This window comes from Variovorax sp. P4_D9 (assembly GCF_056401695.1).
In genome coordinates, this window is record NZ_JBFUIU010000138.1 from 1 (window position 1) to 15177 (window position 15177).

General features: G+C 65.2%; 14 protein-coding genes. 7 read left to right on the forward strand and 7 right to left on the reverse strand.

The features are described from left to right. Together AC1DY5_RS16830 and AC1DY5_RS16835 are read right to left on the reverse strand one after the other, a co-directional pair. On the reverse strand, positions 1–242 hold a 242-nt coding region (locus AC1DY5_RS16830; RefSeq protein ID WP_478113134.1), incomplete at its 3' end, for an extracellular solute-binding protein. Positions 243–422: 180 nt separating this feature from the next. Further along, on the reverse strand, positions 423–1586 hold the full coding sequence (locus tag AC1DY5_RS16835; RefSeq protein WP_478113152.1) for an MFS transporter: 1164 nt from the start codon (positions 1584–1586) through the stop codon (positions 423–425). 224 nt (positions 1587–1810) lie between these two features. Between AC1DY5_RS16835 and AC1DY5_RS16840 the strand changes: the two genes are divergently transcribed. Next, positions 1811–2959 (forward strand): DUF2235 domain-containing protein, encoded by a 1149-nt coding sequence (locus tag AC1DY5_RS16840; protein ID WP_478113136.1) that lies wholly within the window; start codon positions 1811–1813, stop codon positions 2957–2959. Here AC1DY5_RS16840 and AC1DY5_RS16845 read toward each other — a convergent pair. After that, positions 2949–3374, reverse strand: coding sequence for a PIN domain-containing protein (locus AC1DY5_RS16845; RefSeq protein ID WP_478113137.1), 426 nt, complete (start codon positions 3372–3374; stop codon positions 2949–2951). The two genes, AC1DY5_RS16840 and AC1DY5_RS16845, sit on opposite strands and share 11 nt — an antisense overlap. Beyond that, positions 3374–3586: an AbrB/MazE/SpoVT family DNA-binding domain-containing protein gene (locus AC1DY5_RS16850; protein ID WP_478113138.1), complete on the reverse strand. Its 213-nt coding sequence runs from the start codon at positions 3584–3586 to the stop codon at positions 3374–3376. The genes AC1DY5_RS16845 and AC1DY5_RS16850 overlap by 1 nt, the downstream gene beginning before the upstream one ends. Before the next feature lie 590 nt (positions 3587–4176). Between AC1DY5_RS16850 and dusA the strand changes: the two genes are divergently transcribed. Next, positions 4177–5166: a tRNA dihydrouridine(20/20a) synthase DusA gene (gene dusA / locus AC1DY5_RS16855; protein ID WP_478113139.1), complete on the forward strand. Its 990-nt coding sequence runs from the start codon at positions 4177–4179 to the stop codon at positions 5164–5166. 15 nt (positions 5167–5181) lie between these two features. Here dusA and AC1DY5_RS16860 read toward each other — a convergent pair whose 3' ends face one another. Continuing rightward, the gene (locus AC1DY5_RS16860) at positions 5182–6060 is read right to left on the reverse strand and encodes a TauD/TfdA dioxygenase family protein (RefSeq protein WP_478113140.1); all 879 of its coding nucleotides are present in this window, start codon (positions 6058–6060) and stop codon (positions 5182–5184) included. 30 nt (positions 6061–6090) lie between these two features. Then, positions 6091–7077 (reverse strand): tripartite tricarboxylate transporter substrate binding protein, encoded by a 987-nt coding sequence (locus tag AC1DY5_RS16865; protein WP_478113142.1) that lies wholly within the window; start codon positions 7075–7077, stop codon positions 6091–6093. Positions 7078–7149: 72 nt separating this feature from the next. On the opposite strand from AC1DY5_RS16865, the gene AC1DY5_RS16870 reads away from it, so the two are divergent. Then, a complete protein-coding gene (locus tag AC1DY5_RS16870) occupies positions 7150–7974 on the forward strand; it encodes an IclR family transcriptional regulator (protein WP_478113143.1) in 825 nt (274 codons plus the stop codon). A gap of 19 nt (positions 7975–7993) precedes the next feature. On the opposite strand, the gene AC1DY5_RS16875 is transcribed toward AC1DY5_RS16870, so the two are convergent. After that, positions 7994–8641 (reverse strand): GntR family transcriptional regulator, encoded by a 648-nt coding sequence (locus tag AC1DY5_RS16875; RefSeq protein WP_478113144.1) that lies wholly within the window; start codon positions 8639–8641, stop codon positions 7994–7996. A 124-nt stretch (positions 8642–8765) separates the two neighbouring features. Between AC1DY5_RS16875 and scpA the strand changes: the two genes are divergently transcribed. From scpA to AC1DY5_RS16895, 4 genes are all read left to right on the forward strand, one after another. Next, on the forward strand, positions 8766–10925 hold the full coding sequence (gene scpA / locus AC1DY5_RS16880; RefSeq protein WP_478113146.1) for a methylmalonyl-CoA mutase: 2160 nt from the start codon (positions 8766–8768) through the stop codon (positions 10923–10925). 2 nt (positions 10926–10927) lie between these two features. Further along, positions 10928–11989, forward strand: coding sequence for a methylmalonyl Co-A mutase-associated GTPase MeaB (gene meaB, locus AC1DY5_RS16885; RefSeq protein WP_478113147.1), 1062 nt, complete (start codon positions 10928–10930; stop codon positions 11987–11989). Positions 11990–12037: 48 nt separating this feature from the next. Beyond that, positions 12038–13570, forward strand: a complete 1533-nt coding sequence (locus AC1DY5_RS16890; RefSeq protein ID WP_478113148.1) for an acyl-CoA carboxylase subunit beta — start codon at positions 12038–12040, stop codon at positions 13568–13570. A gap of 17 nt (positions 13571–13587) precedes the next feature. Then, a partial coding sequence (locus AC1DY5_RS16895) for an acetyl-CoA carboxylase biotin carboxylase subunit (RefSeq protein WP_478113150.1) occupies positions 13588–15177 on the forward strand: 1590 nt, incomplete at its 3' end.

Genomic DNA, 15177 nt, shown 5'->3' on the forward strand with positions numbered 1-15177 from the left:
ACGTCGAACTGGCCGCCCTTGGTGGCGATGTCGGTGGTCACGCGCTGGCGCAAGGTGCCTTCCTCGAGCGTGACCCACTTGAGCTTGATGTCCGGATGCGCCTGCTCGAAGAACTTGCCGAGCTTCTGCATCTCGATCATGTGGCCGTTGTTCACGGTCGCGATCACCAGTTCGGTCGCCGCATGGGCCCAGCCTGCACCGGCCATTGCGAGCGCCAGGCCCGCCTTGAGAAAACGCTTCATGGATGTCTCCTTGTGATCGACGAGGGGTCGCCGTGGGCCGATTGTGGAGACATCAATTTCGCGCTTTGGTACTTCCTATGCTGGCTTCGATACTTCGATGCATTGAATGCTCGGTGTCATCCCTAGTTTTGACAATTGAGAATGCATCTTGGTGTACCGTGACGCGGCCCGGCGGTCGGCTCAGGCGGTCTGCATGAGCGCGTCTCGGCTACCGAGCCGGCTGCTCCATGCCGCCAGGGCCAGGGCGCAGAGCGTGATGGCCGCGCTGGCCCAGGGCAGCCCGCCCAGCGGAACGCCCGCTGCCAGCATGCCGCTGCCAATCCAGGCGCCGGCGGCATTGCCGAGATTGAAGGCCCCCTGGTTCAGGGTCGATGCGAGGTTCGGCGCGGCGCTGGCATGCTGCACGATCAGCGTCTGCAGCAGCGGCACCAGCGCGAACTGGAGAGTGGTCCAGAGCAGCATCAGCAGCACCGTGGGCGCCTTCAGCGGCAGCGCGAAATAGAGAAGCGCCAGCACCATGGCATTGAGGCCCAGCACCCTCAGCATCGACGGCACCAGCCGCTGATCTCCGAGCCGCCCGCCGACCGTGCTGCCGACGGTCAGGCCGACGCCCAGCAGCAGCAAGATCGGCGCCACGGCTGCGTTCGAGAAGCCGCTGACCTGGGTCAGCAAGGGCGTGATGAAGGTGAACACGCAGAACAGGCTGGCCGAGGCCAGCGCGCTGGTGGCCAGCGCCAGCAGCACGCGGCGGTCGGCCAGCACGGTGAATTCGCGCAGGATGTTGCCCTTCTGCATCTCGATCTGGCGCGGCAGCAGGGCCACCAGGGCCGCCACCGCGGCTAGCGCGATCCCGACGATCGCGGCGAAGGTCATTCGCCAGCCGAAATGCTCGCCGATGATCCGGCCCATCGGCACGCCGAGCACGTTGGCCAGCGTGAGGCCGGTGAACATCAGCGCGATCGCCTGCGAGCGCCGGTTGGCAGGCACCAGGCCCGCGGCCACCACCGAGCCGATGCCGAAGAAGGTGCCATGGGCCAACGCGGTGATGACGCGGGCCGCCATCAGCAGGCCGTAGTCCGGCGCCAGCGCGCACAGCAGGTTGCCGACGACGAACAGCGAGGCCAGCGCGACCAGCGTCGCCTTGCGCGGCAGCCGGGCGGTCGCGACAGCGAACACCGGTGCGCCGACCACCACGCCCAGCGCATAGCCGGTGACCAGCAAGCCGGCCTGCGCCAGCGTGACGCCGAGATCGAGCGCCATGTCGGGCAGCAGGCCCATGACGACGAATTCACTGGTGCCGATGGCGAAGGCCGCAGCGGCCAGGGYGAGCAGCGCGGCGGGCATGCGCGACGAAGTGCTGGACGGAGGGGCGGTCGAAGCTGTCATCGGGGGAATTAAATGCGGGTTAACCCTGATTATCCCGAAGCACAGCCATAGAGGGCACGCCAGGGGATTTCCTCTGAATTCGGGGAGGGCTGGGCGCGAGGCGGCATACAGCGAATGGCGCATGGATTCCGGCCTCGGATCGGACCAGACTCCTCGCCGGAAACCTGCGGAAAGGATGCGTCATGGCGAAGAGCATCGTCTTTTGTGCCGACGGCACCTGGAAGGGTCTGGGCCAGGGGGATGGCGACGCACTGCAGCCCTACGCCACCAACGTGCTGCGGCTTTTCGCGGCCCTGGCCGGTGCGGTGACGCCCGACTCGCTGCGCAAGCAGGACGAGCAGGAGAAAGTTGAGAGCGGCGGTCCGGATGGGCGTGTCATCCAGGTGGCCAAGTACCTGCATGGCGTGGGCGATTCCGGCAACGCGATCAGGAAGCTGCTCGGCGGCGTGTTCGGCGAGGGCTTCATCGAACGCATCGTGCGCGGCTACACCTTCGTGTCTCGCAACTACGAAGCCGGGGACCGCATCTTCCTGTGCGGTTTCAGCCGCGGGGCGTACACCGTCCGCGCGCTGGGCGGCATGGTCGCGGCGATGGGCCTGCTGCCGCAGGACGCCATGTGCGGGGACGACGGCCGCTACGACCCCGAACGGGCCTATGCGCTGGGCATCCATGTCTGGGCCGAGTACCGGCGCAAGGCCGGCAAGCAGAGCACGCTGCTGGGCTACCTCGAGGAATTCAAGTCGCGCCGCATCGACCCGGCGCGTCTGGTGCAGGGAGTCAGTATCGAGGCCATCGCCGCCTGGGACACGGTCGGTTCGCTCGGGGTGCCGTTCTACAACCCGGCCGACGCGAAGAAGATCGACGTCTTCGAGTTCGCGGACCGTGCGCTGTCGCCGAAGGTGCGCAGCGGCTTTCACGCGGTCGCGATCGACGAGCAGAGAGGTGACTTCGAGCCGACACTGTGGGACGCCAGGGAGGGCATCCACCAGCGCTGGTTTTGCGGCGCCCATTCGGACGTCGGCGGCGGCTACCCGACGCAGGATCTGTCGGGCTTTTCGCTCGACTGGATGATCGGGCACTTCAGGGACAACGGCGTGGCGATCTCGCCGCAGTACCAGGCGGCGAAGGTCGGCGCCTTCGGCCCGGTCCACACGCCCTACAAGGACCCGCCCTTCGCGCTGCTGCCGCACGGGCCGAGGAAGATCCCGCAGGGTGCGTTGTTTCATCCGAGCGTGCAGGTCTACCTGGATGGATTTGCGGGCTATCAGCCGGAGGGGTTGGCGGCGCTGCTGAAAGACCGTCGGCTGGATCAGGCCGTGCTCATGGCTTGACGCGGCGCGAGGGCGTCGTTCGCGTTCGCTCTGGCTTGGGAAAGTGGAATACCCCGGGCAATCCTTCGAAGTGCGCGTCGCAGGTGAGCAGATCGGCTTTTTGTTGCCTGGCCGTCGCATAGACGATCGCGTCGGCCGTTGCCAGCTTGTGCTCACGGTGCAGATCGGCCGCCAGCAGAGCGATGCCTGTGTCGAGCGGCACCACCCTGCATTTCTGTGTGTAGGCAATGACTTGGTCGGCCGGTTCTTCGCCGAGCTCGCGAACCAGCCATTTGGACAGTTCGAGCTGCACGATGGTTGGAACGATGCAGCTTGCCCTTTCGGGAAGATGCGTACCCACTTTCTGGCCTTGTGCGCTGCCCGCCAGCCATTCGATCCAGGCCGAGGTGTCGACGACCACCAGAGTCGCCACCATCAGTAGCGATCGGTCCGGTCGCGGTATCCGCGGGCGTCCGCGCCCCTTGCGATGCCGGCCAGTTCCTCCAGTTCGGGCACCGGCATCAACAGCACGCCTTGGCCCTTGGGGATGAAGACGAACTCCTGGCCGGCCTCCCACTGTTTCTCCTCCCGCACTTCCTTTGGAATGGAGATCTGGAATTTGCTGGACAAGGTGGCAGTGGCAGGCATTTCGTACCTTTGTCTTATCGATCGAAGAAAGGTAAGAATAGACCTTTTCGGGGCTTCGTGGACAGTCGCTGGGGACCGGATTGACGTGCATCGGCGAGAGCTTTAGTTAACAATTTCACGAAAAGACCAGCCGAAGGGTCGAGGTGGCATGGTGGATGTATCGGAATGTAATCATGATGGTCTGCATGAAGACCGATCGAGACGACACCCAGACTGATTGGCAAATGAGCGAACGTGCCAACATCAGCGCGCATTCTCCCCTCGAGCGTCGGAGCACCCGAGGGAAAAGACCAACGGTTGAACCACTGCCGCCTCTTATGCCATGGGGGCGGATAGCGGTGATTGTCGTGTTGGGCGTTGTGTTCTTATGGGGCCTGCGGCTCCATTTCCGCTAGTCTAGGGCTCGCCCTTACAGAAGTTCGTGGCGGCAAATGCCGGGCCCTTGTACGCGCCATTTGCCGCTTGGCGACTGGGAAAATGAAGCCATGTGTGCAATCTGTGTCCATCCAATCGTGGCCACTGCACGTTTCATTTGCCTTGTGTGCTGTGCATTGGCCGATTCGTAACTTTCGGCGGCAGAAAAAATCGTTATGAATCAAGAACTTAGGCATCCAATCATCAGTGTCGCACCAATGATGGATTGGACCGACCGCCACTGCCGCTACTTTCATCGCCTGCTGACCCGCCGCACGCTGCTCTACACCGAGATGGTGACCACTGGCGCGCTGATCCACGGCGACGTGCCGCGCCACCTGCGCTTCAACGCCGAGGAGCATCCCATCGCACTGCAGCTCGGCGGCAGCGAGCCCGCCGACCTGGCTCACTGCGCCACGCTCGGCGAAGAATGGGGTTATGACGAGATCAACATCAACTGCGGCTGCCCGAGCGAACGCGTGCAGCGCGGCGCCTTCGGTGCCTGTCTCATGAACGAGCCGCAGTTGGTGGCCGACTGCGTGAAGGCGATGGTCGATGTCGTCGACCTGCCGGTCACCGTCAAGCACCGCATCGGCATCGACAAAATCGAGAGCTACGAGTTCGTGCGCGACTTCGTCGGCAAGGTCAGCGAGGCCGGCTGCGACACCTTCATCGTCCATGCCCGCAATGCCTGGCTCAAGGGCCTGTCGCCGAAGCAGAACCGCGAAGTGCCGCCGCTGCGCTACGAACTGGTGCATCGGCTCAAGCACGACTTCCCGGCGCTCGCCTTCTCGATCAATGGCGGCTTCGCCGACAACGCGCAGATGCACGCGCACCTGCGCCTGCTCGACGGCGTGATGATCGGCCGCGAGGCCTATCACAATCCGTGGTGGCTGGCCGAGTGGGACGCGGTCTTCTACGGCGAGCCGCCGTCGGCGCTGACGCGCGAAGAGGTCGAACTGCGGATGTGCGACTACATGGCCTGCGAAGCGGCCGGGCACGGCACCCCGTGGTCGAACATCGCGCGCCACATGCTCGGCCTGCGCAACGGCCTGGCCGGCGCCCGCCGCTGGCGCCAGGTGTGGAGCGACCACAAGTTCAAGACGCTGCCGCCGCACGAAGTGATGGCGATCGCGCACGAGCCCGTCGCCGCCCAGACCGTCTGAGCGGCGCGGACTCGGTCAGGCCACCATGAGCCGGGCGTCGGGCACGTCCTCGATCGTGGTGCGGCGCAGTTCGCGGCGTTCGGCGATGTCGTAGCGGCGCCCGCGGTGCAGCGTGCTGCGGTTGTCCCACATCACCAGGTCGTCGACCTGCCAGGCGTGGCTGTAGACATGCTGGCGCTGCGTGGCGTGCTCGAGCAGGTCCGCCAGGTACATGCGGCCTTCCGCCACCGGCCATCCGATGATCTCGCGCGCATGCACGCCGACGAACAGCAGCTGGCGACCCGAGCCCGGATGCGTCTGTACCAGCGGCCATACGGCCGGCGGAATGCTCTTCTTCTGATCGTCGGTGTAGGCGTCGTCGCCGAGCAGGATGCGCGTGTGCAGTGCATAGTGCTCGGCGCTCAGGCCCTCGACCTCTTGTCGGGTGCGCTCGGGCAGCGTGTCGTATGCTGCGCGCAGGTCGGCGAACTCGGTCGTGCCGCCCCAGCTCGGAAGGACCAGCGCATGCAGCATCGAATAGGCGGCGCGCGGGTTCTGGAAAGAACTGTCGCTGTGCCAGAGCTGGTTGGCGAAGTTCGACAGATTCTTCGGCGAGTCGCGCCTTGCGACATTGCCCTCGGCGTCGACGTTAGAAATATCGATCAGGCGCTCGTCCTCGAGCCGCTCCTTCCGCTTGAAGACCTTCTTGAGGCCGAGGTCGAGCGGTCCGAAAGACTTCGCGAAATCGATCTGTTGCTGGCCGCTGAGCGCCTGGCCGCGCCAGACCAGCACGGCGTATTCGTTCATGGCCGCGTTGATCTGCCGCACCTCGCTCTCGGACAGAGGGTGCGTGATGTCGATGCCGCTGGCTTCGGCAACGAACAGGGGATGAAGGGGCTTGAGTTGGAGTGACATGGCGGCGGGCGTGCTGAAAACGGAAGATGGCTACTCGGCCTGGATGCCGGCCTCGCCGATGATGCGAGCCCAGCGCTTCATTTCGGATTGCACGAAAGCGTCGAACTGCTCGGGTCGGGAGGCGACGACCTCCATGCCCTGTTCCTCAATGCGCTTGCGCATATCGGGGCTGCGCAAGACCTTTTCCGTGTCCGCCTGAATCTTCTGGATGATGGGCCGCGGCGTGCCATGCGGCGCCACGAAGCCCAGCAACGCATTGACGTTGAACCCAGGAACCGTCTCGGCCACGGTCGGGTAGTCGAAGCCCTCCACGCGGTTCAGCCCCATGGTCGCGATCATCTTCATGCGCCCCGCCTTGACGTAGGGAAGCACGGAGAGAAAGGGGTCGACGACGATGTCGATGCGTCCGCCCATCAGTTCGGTATGGGCCGGGGCGCTGCCCTTGAAGGGTGAATGAAGCATGTCGAAGCCGGCTTCGCGCTTGAGCAGTTCCGCGCCCAAATGGGTGGTGCTGCCGGCACCGGGCGTGCCATAGGTCAGCTTGCCGGGGTTCTTCTTCGCGAAGGCGATCAGTTCCGGCACGGTGTCGAACGGGGCGTTGGGCCGCGCGACGATGGCCAGTTGCAGATTCGCGATCTGGGTGATGCCCTGGAGGTCCTTGATCGTGTCGTAGGGCAGCGTCTTGCGCAGCGAGGGATTGACTGCGAACGACGAGTTCACCATGCCGAAAGTCTGGCCGTCCGGCGGCGCCTTGGCGACGAAATCGACACCGATGGCAGTGCCCGCGCCGGGCTTGTAGTCGACGATCACGGGTTGCCCCCACATCTCCTGCAGCTTCATGGCGATGAGTCGGCCGACCGTGTCGGTCGGCCCACCCGGCGCGAAGGGGATGATGATTTTGACCGGGCCCTTGGGGAATTCCTGGGCGACGGCCAAGCTGCTGCCAGACCCTGCGGCGATCAGGCTGCCGGCCAGGAGCAACTGCCGGCGCGTGAGATAGAGCTTTTGTCTCGTCATGGTATTTTTATGGAACAATGTTTCGAATTAATCCACATCCCTCCGATGCGGTCAATCGATTTTTGAAGAAATATGAAACATGGTTTCAAAAAGGAAGAGGCTGCGGCTGAGCCGATCGGCGGGTCCGGCAAGGAGGAAGTGACTGCGCTGGCAAGGGGGCTGGCCGTGCTCAAGGCGGTCGGCGACGGCGCCGGCCCCTTGAGCAATCGCGACCTGGCCGACGCCACGGGAATTCCCAAGGCGACCGTGTCCCGTCTTGCGGCGACGCTGGTGAGCAGCGGTTACCTACGGCAGTCGGCGGACACCGAGCGTTTCAGCCTCGGTCCGGCGCTGCTGGACATGAGCACCCGGTACCTGCGCCACTTCGATCTGCGAACGCTGGCGCGGCCGCACCTCACGGCGCTGGCGGAGTTCGCCGGCGCCAGCGTTCACGTGGGCGTGCGCGACGAACTCGACATGCTCATCATCGATTCGATTCGGCCGCGTGGCGCGTTGATCACCTCGCGCATCGAGATCGGCTCCCGCATGACCATCGCAACCTCTGCGGCCGGGCGTGCCTATACCGCGGCCCTGCCTTCGTCCGAGCAGCGTGATCTTCTCGATCAGATCCGGATCGCGAGCGGCGAGAACTGGGCCGAATTGGAGCCGCGGATCATGGCCGGCATCGACGAGTACGCCCGGGTGGGCTACTGCACTTCGTTCGGTGAGTGGCATCCGCATATTCATGCCCTGGGCTTTCCACTTCGCGGCCCCCGCGGCGAGCGCTATGCGGTGAGTTGCGGCGGCCCGGCCTATCTGTTGCCACGGGAAGCGATGTTGGCGCGCGTCGCGCCGCGCTTGCTTGAAACCGTGAAGCAGATCAATGCCGACATCGGAACCGCCCCACCGGGCGGCTGAAGCCCAGCCTAGTTCCAGCCTAGTTCGCCGCTTCCAGTCCGTTGCGGAAGTGCTCCTGCATGCGCGACATCGCGAGTGCCGGCTCGCGTGCCTTGATCGCCGCCACGATCGCCCGGTGCTCCTTCAGCGACTCGTCGATGCGGCCCGCCTTAAGCAGCGAGTTGTGCCGGTTGAGCTTCATCACCTTGCGCAGGTCGGCCACCATCTGATCGCGCCAGCGGTTGTTGGCGATCGCCAGCAAGCGCATGTGGAAGCGCTCGTTGATGGCGAAGAAATTCGCGCGATCCACATGACCCGGTTTCGCCGCGGCTTCGAGCTCCGCGTGCAGCCGATCGAGTTCGGCCAGCTCGGCGTCCGTCGCGTTCCTGGCCACCACGCCCGCCGCATCGCTCTCGAGCAGGCTCAGCAGGTGGTAGACGTCCGACAGGTCCTTCTCCGACACCTCGGTCACGTAGGCGCCGCGCCGCACCTTCATCGTCACCAGCCCCTCGGCGGCAAGTACCTTCAGCGCCTCGCGCAGCGGCGTGCGGCTGATGCCGTATTCGTCGGCCAGCTTGAGCTCGTCGATCCAGCTGCCGGGCTCGAGTTCGCGACTGAAGATGCGCTGGCGCAGCAGTTCCGCCACCTCTTCGTAGAGGGCGCGGGGGGTAAGGGTGACAGCTGACATGGCTGAAATGTACCTCAAGTCGGTTTCTTTGAATTAATAATTACAAATGAGGTAAACTCCGTGCCGCAATCCTGCAACAGTGCAGGCATTCCTCGAACTTCGCATGACCTCCAAAGCGGCGCCCATGAGCAAAACCAAATACACCTTCTCGCCTGCGACCCTCGAAGCCTGGACCAAGGCGGCCGCCAAGTCCGCCCCGGGCGGCAACCTCGAAGCGCTGAACTGGGTCACGCCGGACGGCATCACGGTCAAGCCGCTCTATACCTCGGCCGACCTGCAAGGGCTCAAGTACACCGACACCTTGCCGGGCTTCGAGCCCTACCTGCGCGGGCCGCAGGCCACCATGTACGCGGTGCGCCCGTGGACCATTCGTCAGTACGCGGGCTTCTCGACCGCTGAGGAATCCAACGCCTTCTATCGCAAGGCGCTGGCGGCGGGCGGGCAGGGCGTCTCGGTGGCCTTCGACCTCGCGACCCACCGCGGCTACGACAGCGACCATCCGCGCGTCACCGGCGACGTCGGCAAGGCCGGCGTGGCGATCGATTCGGTCGAGGACATGAAGATCCTGTTCGACCAGATCCCACTCGACAAGGTCAGCGTTTCGATGACCATGAACGGCGCCGTGCTGCCGGTGCTGGCGGGCTACGTGGTCGCGGCCGAGGAGCAGGGAGTCTCCCAGGACCAACTCAGCGGAACCATCCAGAACGACATCCTCAAGGAGTTCATGGTCCGCAACACCTACATCTTTCCGCCGGCGCCGAGCATGCGGATCATCGGCGACATCATCGAGTACACGGCGAAGAACATGCCGAAGTTCAACTCGATCTCGATCAGTGGATACCACATGCAGGAAGCCGGCGCCAACCAGGCGCTCGAGCTGGCCTTCACCCTGGCCGACGGCAAGGAATATGTGAAGACCGCGCTGGCCAAGGGCCTCGACGTCGACGGCTTCGCGGGCCGGCTCAGTTTCTTCTGGGCGATCGGCATGAACTTCTATCTCGAGGTCGCGAAGATGCGCGCCGCGCGCCTGCTGTGGTGCCGGATCATGAAGGAGTTCAATCCGAAGAACCCGAAGAGCCTGATGCTGCGCACCCACTGCCAGACCTCCGGCTGGTCACTCACCGAGCAGGACCCGTACAACAACGTGGTGCGTACCACCATCGAAGCGATGGCCGCGGTGTTCGGTGGCACCCAGAGCCTGCACACCAACGCGCTCGACGAGGCCATCGCGCTGCCGACCGAGTTCAGCTCGCGCATCGCGCGCAACACCCAACTGATCATCCAGGAAGAGACCCACATCACGAGCGTGATCGACCCCTGGGCCGGCAGCTACATGATGGAGAAGCTCACGCAGGACATGGCCGACGCGGCCTGGACCATCATCGAGGAGGTCGAGGCCATGGGCGGCATGACCAAGGCCGTCGACAGCGGCTGGGCCAAGCTCAAGATCGAGGCCGCGGCCGCCGACAAGCAGGCGCGCATCGACTCGGGCAGGGACGTGATCGTGGGCGTCAACAAGTACAAGCTCAAGGAAGAGGATACCCACGACATCCTGCAGATCGACAACGTCAAGGTGCGCGACGGCCAGATCGCCAAGCTGAAGGCCATACGCGAGAAGCGCGACAGCGCCGCGGCGCAGGCCGCGCTCGACGCACTCACCGCCGCGGCGGAAAGCGGCGAGGGCAATCTGCTCGACCTCAGCATCCAGGCGGTGCGCCTGCGCGCCACGGTCGGCGAGATCAGCGATGCGCTCGAGAAGATCTATGGCCGGCACCGCGCCGACACGCAGAAGGTCACGGGCGTCTATGCCGCCGCCTACGACTCGGCCGAAGGCTGGGAGACGCTGCAGCACGAGATCGCGGCCTTCGCCGAGGAACAGGGCCGGCGCCCGCGCGTCATGATCTCCAAGCTGGGGCAGGACGGCCACGACCGCGGCGCCAAGGTGGTGGCCACTGCCTTCGCCGACCTCGGTTTCGACGTCGACATGGGACCGCTGTTCCAGACGCCGGAGGAATGCGCGCGCCAGGCGATCGAGAACGACGTCCATGCCGTGGGCGTCAGCACGCTGGCCGCCGGCCACAAGACCCTCGTGCCGGCGATTATCGCAGAGCTCAAGAAGCAGGGCGCCGACGACATCATCGTCTTCGTCGGCGGCGTGATTCCACGGCAAGACTACGACTTTCTCTACGAGGCCGGCGTCAAGGGCATCTACGGACCGGGCACGCCGATCCCGGCGAGTGCCAAGGACGTACTCGAGCAGATTCGCGCGGCGGTTGCAGCCTGAAGATGCGGCCCGCCAAGTCACCGGTCACGGTGGACGCGCTGCTGGCCAGCGACGGCCCCTTGCAGCGCCGCGCGATCGCCAAGGCGATCACGCTGCTCGAATCGACCCGCGCCGACCATCGCGCGCAGGCCGACCAGCTGCTCACGGCGCTGCTGCCGCACACCGGCAAGTCCTTCCGACTCGGCATCTCGGGCGTGCCCGGCGTCGRCAAGTCGACCTTCATCGAGACCCTCGGGCTGTTCCTGATCGCGCAGGGCCACCGCGTCGCCGTGCTCACCATCGATCCGTCGTCCACCGTCTCCGGCGGCTCGATCCTCGGCGACAAGACGCGCATGGAGCATTTGTCGGTGCATGAGCGCGCCTACATCCGGCCGAGCCCGTCGAGCGGCACGCTTGGCGGCGTGGCCGAGAAAACCCGCGAGGCGATGCTGGTCTGCGAGGCCGCCGGCTACGACATCGTGATCGTCGAGACGGTCGGCGTCGGCCAGAGCGAGACCGCGGTTTCGGGCATGACCGACATGTTCGTGCTGCTGCAGCTGCCCAATGCCGGCGACGATCTGCAGGCGATCAAGAAGGGCGTCATGGAGCTGGCCGACCTGGTGGTGATCAACAAGGCCGACATCGATCCGGATGCGGCCACCCGCGCCCAGGCCCAGATTACCTCGGCCTTGCGCCTGTTCGGCCATCACGGCAATCCGGCCCATGCGCAAGTCATGCACGCGGCCCATGCGACGCCCGGCACGCCCGAAGCCGAGGTGCGCTTCTGGCTGCCGAAGGTGATCCAGCTCAGTGCGCTGCTGGGCACCGGCGTCGACGCCTTCTGGGCTGCCGTGCTGCAGTTCAAGGCGCTGCAGGCGGCCAACGGCCGCTTCACCAGCCGGCGCGAGAAGCAGGCGCTGGCCTGGATGTGGGAACGCATCGACGCCGCCCTCAAGCAGGCCTTCCGCCAGCATCCGCAGGTGCGCGAGCTGCTGCCCCGGGCCGTGGCCCAGGTGGCGGCCGGCACCTTGCCCGCATCGACCGCGGCGCGCCAACTGCTCGCCGCGCAGGCCGGACAGGCGTAGCCTTCGGCACTCCCTTTCAGCAAAGATCAACTCCTACGACGGAACGTCATGAAAGAAATCCTCGAACAACTCGAAAATCGCCGCGCCCAGGCGCGACTCGGCGGCGGCCTGAAGCGCATTGACGCCCAGCATGCCAAGGGCAAGCTGACGGCGCGCGAGCGCATCGCACTGCTGCTCGACGACAACACCTTCGAAGAATGGGACATGTTCGTCGAGCACCGCTCGAGCGACTTCGGCATGGCCGACCAGAAGATCCCGGGCGATGGCGTGGTCACCGGCTACGGCATGATCAACGGCCGCCTGGTGTTCATCTTCAGCCAGGACTTCACGGTCTTCGGCGGCGCCCTCAGCGAAGCCCATGCCGAGAAGATCTGCAAGGTGATGGACCAGGCCATGAAGGTCGGCGCCCCGGTCATCGGCCTCAACGATTCGGGCGGCGCCCGCATCCAGGAAGGCGTGGCCTCGCTGGGTGGCTATGCCGACGTGTTCCAGCGCAACGTGATGGCCTCGGGCGTGGTGCCGCAGATCAGCATGATCATGGGCCCCTGCGCCGGCGGCGCGGTGTATTCGCCGGCCATGACCGACTTCATCTTCATGGTGAAGGACAGCAGCTACATGTTCGTCACCGGCCCCGAGGTGGTGAAGACCGTGACGCACGAGGACGTGACGGCCGAGGAGCTCGGCGGTGCCTCGACCCACACCACCAAGAGCGGCGTGGCCGACATGGCCTTCGAGAACGACGTCGAGGCGCTGATGATGCTGCGCCGGCTCTACAACTACCTGCCGCTCAGCAACCGCGAGAAGCCGCCGGTGCGCCCGAGCGGCGACCCGGCCGACCGCGCCGACCTGTCGCTCGACACGCTGGTGCCCGACAACCCGAACAAGCCCTATGACATGAAGGAGTTGATCTCGAAGGTGGTCGACGACGGCGACTTCTTCGAGCTGCAGCCCGACTTCGCGAAGAACATCGTGATCGGCTTCGGCCGCATGGAAGGCCAGAGCGTCGGCATCGTCGCCAACCAGCCGCTGGTGCTGGCCGGCTGCCTGGACATCAAGTCGTCGATCAAGGCGGCGCGTTTCGTGCGCTTCTGCGATGCCTTCAACATCCCGGTCGTGACCTTCGTCGACGTGCCCGGCTTCATGCCCGGCACCAGCCAGGAGTACGGCGGCATCATCAAGCACGGCGCCAAGCTGCTCTATGCGTACGCCGAATGCACGGTGCCGAAGATCACGGTGATCACGCGCAAGGCCTACGGCGGCGCCTACGACGTGATGGCCTCGAAGCACCTGCGCGGCGACGTCAACCTGGCCTGGCCGCGTGCCGAGATCGCGGTGATGGGTGCCAAGGGCGCGGTCGAGATCATCTTCCGCGAGGACAAGAACGACCCCGAGAAGCTCGCCGCGCGCGAGGCCGAATACAAGGCGCGCTTCGCCAATCCCTACGTCGCGGGAACGCGCGGCTACATCGACGACGTGATCCTGCCGAGCGAGACCCGCAAGCGGATCTGCCGCAGCCTGGTGATGCTGCGCGAGAAGAAGCTCGAGAACCCGTGGCGCAAGCACGGCAACATTCCCCTCTGAAATCGGGAGACCACAACATGTTCAAGAAGATCCTGATTGCCAACCGTGGCGAGATCGCCTGCCGCGTCATCAAGACCGCGAAGAAGATGGGCATCCTCACGGTGGCCGTCTATTCCGACGCCGACAAGGATGCGCGCCATGTCGAGCTCGCCGACGAGGCGGTGCACATCGGCGGCTCGGCCAGTCGCGACAGCTACCTGCAGGCCGATCGCATCATTGCGGCCTGCAAGACGACCGGCGCCGAGGCCGTGCATCCGGGCTACGGCTTCCTGTCCGAAAACGAAGCCTTCGCACGCAAGGTCGAGGAGGAAGGCATCGTCTTCATCGGGCCGAAGCACTATTCGATCGCCGCGATGGGCGACAAGATCGCCTCGAAGAAGCTCGCCAACGATGCCAAGGTCAACACCATTCCAGGGTGGAACGACGCCATCGAAAGCGCCGAGCGCGCCGTGGAGATCGCGAAGGACATCGGCTACCCGGTGATGATCAAGGCCTCGGCCGGCGGCGGCGGCAAGGGCCTGCGCGTCGCCTTCAACGACAAGGAAGCCTTCGAGGGCTTCACCTCCTGCCGCAACGAGGCGCGCAACAGCTTCGGCGATGACCGCGTCTTCATCGAGAAGTTCGTCGAGGAGCCGCGCCACATCGAGATCCAAGTGCTCGGCGATGCGCACGGCAACGTGATCTACCTGAACGAGCGTGAATGCTCGATCCAGCGGCGCCACCAGAAGGTGATCGAGGAGGCGCCGTCGCCCTTCATCAGCGAGGCCACGCGCAAGGCGATGGGCGAGCAGGCGGTGGCGCTGGCCAAGGCCGTGAAGTACCAGAGCGCGGGCACGGTGGAGTTCGTGGTCGGCAAGGACCAGAGCTTCTACTTCCTCGAGATGAACACCCGGCTGCAGGTCGAGCACCCGGTAACCGAGGCGATCACCGGGCTCGACCTGGTCGAGCTGATGATCCGCGTCGCCGCCGGCGAGAAGCTCCCGCTGGCGCAGAAGGACGTGAAGCGCGACGGCTGGGCCATCGAGTGCCGCATCAATGCCGAGGATCCGTTCCGCAACTTCCTGCCGTCGACCGGCCGGCTGGTGCGTTTCCAGCCGCCCAAGGAGACCATGTTCTCGGCCGACACCAAGCAGCTCAATGGCGTGCGGGTCGACACCGGCGTCTACGACGGCGGCGAGATCCCGATGTTCTACGACTCGATGATCGCCAAGCTGATCGTCCATGGCCGCGACCGCGCGCATGCCATCGCGCTGATGCGCGAAGCCCTCAACGGCTTCGTGATTCGCGGCATCAGCAGCAACATCCCGTTCCAGGCGGCGCTGCTCGCGCATCCGAAGTTCGTCAGTGGCGACTTCAACACCGGCTTCATCGCCGAGCATTACGGCAAGGGCTTCCATGCCGAGGACGTGCCGCACGACGACCCCGATTTCCTGGTCGCGCTGGCGGCCTACATGCACCGCCGCTACCGCGCGCGTGCCTCGGGCATCAGCGGCCAGCTCGAAGGCCATGGCGTGAAGGTCGGCGAGCAGTTCGTGGTGGTCGTGATGGACGAGAAGGGCCGGCACGTGCACAAGCCGGTGTCTGTCACCGATTTCCACGGCCAGAAC

What these genes read in the sequence shown, in the direction of transcription:
- AC1DY5_RS16840 (WP_478113136.1), top strand. Translation starts at nt 1,811, where the DNA reads ATGGCGAAGAGCATCGTCTTTTGTGCCGACGGCACCTGGAAGGGTCTG.
- AC1DY5_RS16845 (WP_478113137.1), bottom strand. Translation starts at nt 3,374, where the DNA reads ATGGTGGCGACTCTGGTGGTCGTCGACACCTCGGCCTGGATCGAATGG.
- AC1DY5_RS16850 (WP_478113138.1), bottom strand. Translation starts at nt 3,586, where the DNA reads ATGCCTGCCACTGCCACCTTGTCCAGCAAATTCCAGATCTCCATTCCA.
- dusA (WP_478113139.1), top strand. Translation starts at nt 4,177, where the DNA reads ATGAATCAAGAACTTAGGCATCCAATCATCAGTGTCGCACCAATGATG.
- AC1DY5_RS16860 (WP_478113140.1), bottom strand. Translation starts at nt 6,060, where the DNA reads ATGTCACTCCAACTCAAGCCCCTTCATCCCCTGTTCGTTGCCGAAGCC.
- AC1DY5_RS16865 (WP_478113142.1), bottom strand. Translation starts at nt 7,077, where the DNA reads ATGACGAGACAAAAGCTCTATCTCACGCGCCGGCAGTTGCTCCTGGCC.
- AC1DY5_RS16870 (WP_478113143.1), top strand. Translation starts at nt 7,150, where the DNA reads ATGAAACATGGTTTCAAAAAGGAAGAGGCTGCGGCTGAGCCGATCGGC.
- AC1DY5_RS16875 (WP_478113144.1), bottom strand. Translation starts at nt 8,641, where the DNA reads ATGTCAGCTGTCACCCTTACCCCCCGCGCCCTCTACGAAGAGGTGGCG.
- scpA (WP_478113146.1), top strand. Translation starts at nt 8,766, where the DNA reads ATGAGCAAAACCAAATACACCTTCTCGCCTGCGACCCTCGAAGCCTGG.
- AC1DY5_RS16890 (WP_478113148.1), top strand. Translation starts at nt 12,038, where the DNA reads ATGAAAGAAATCCTCGAACAACTCGAAAATCGCCGCGCCCAGGCGCGA.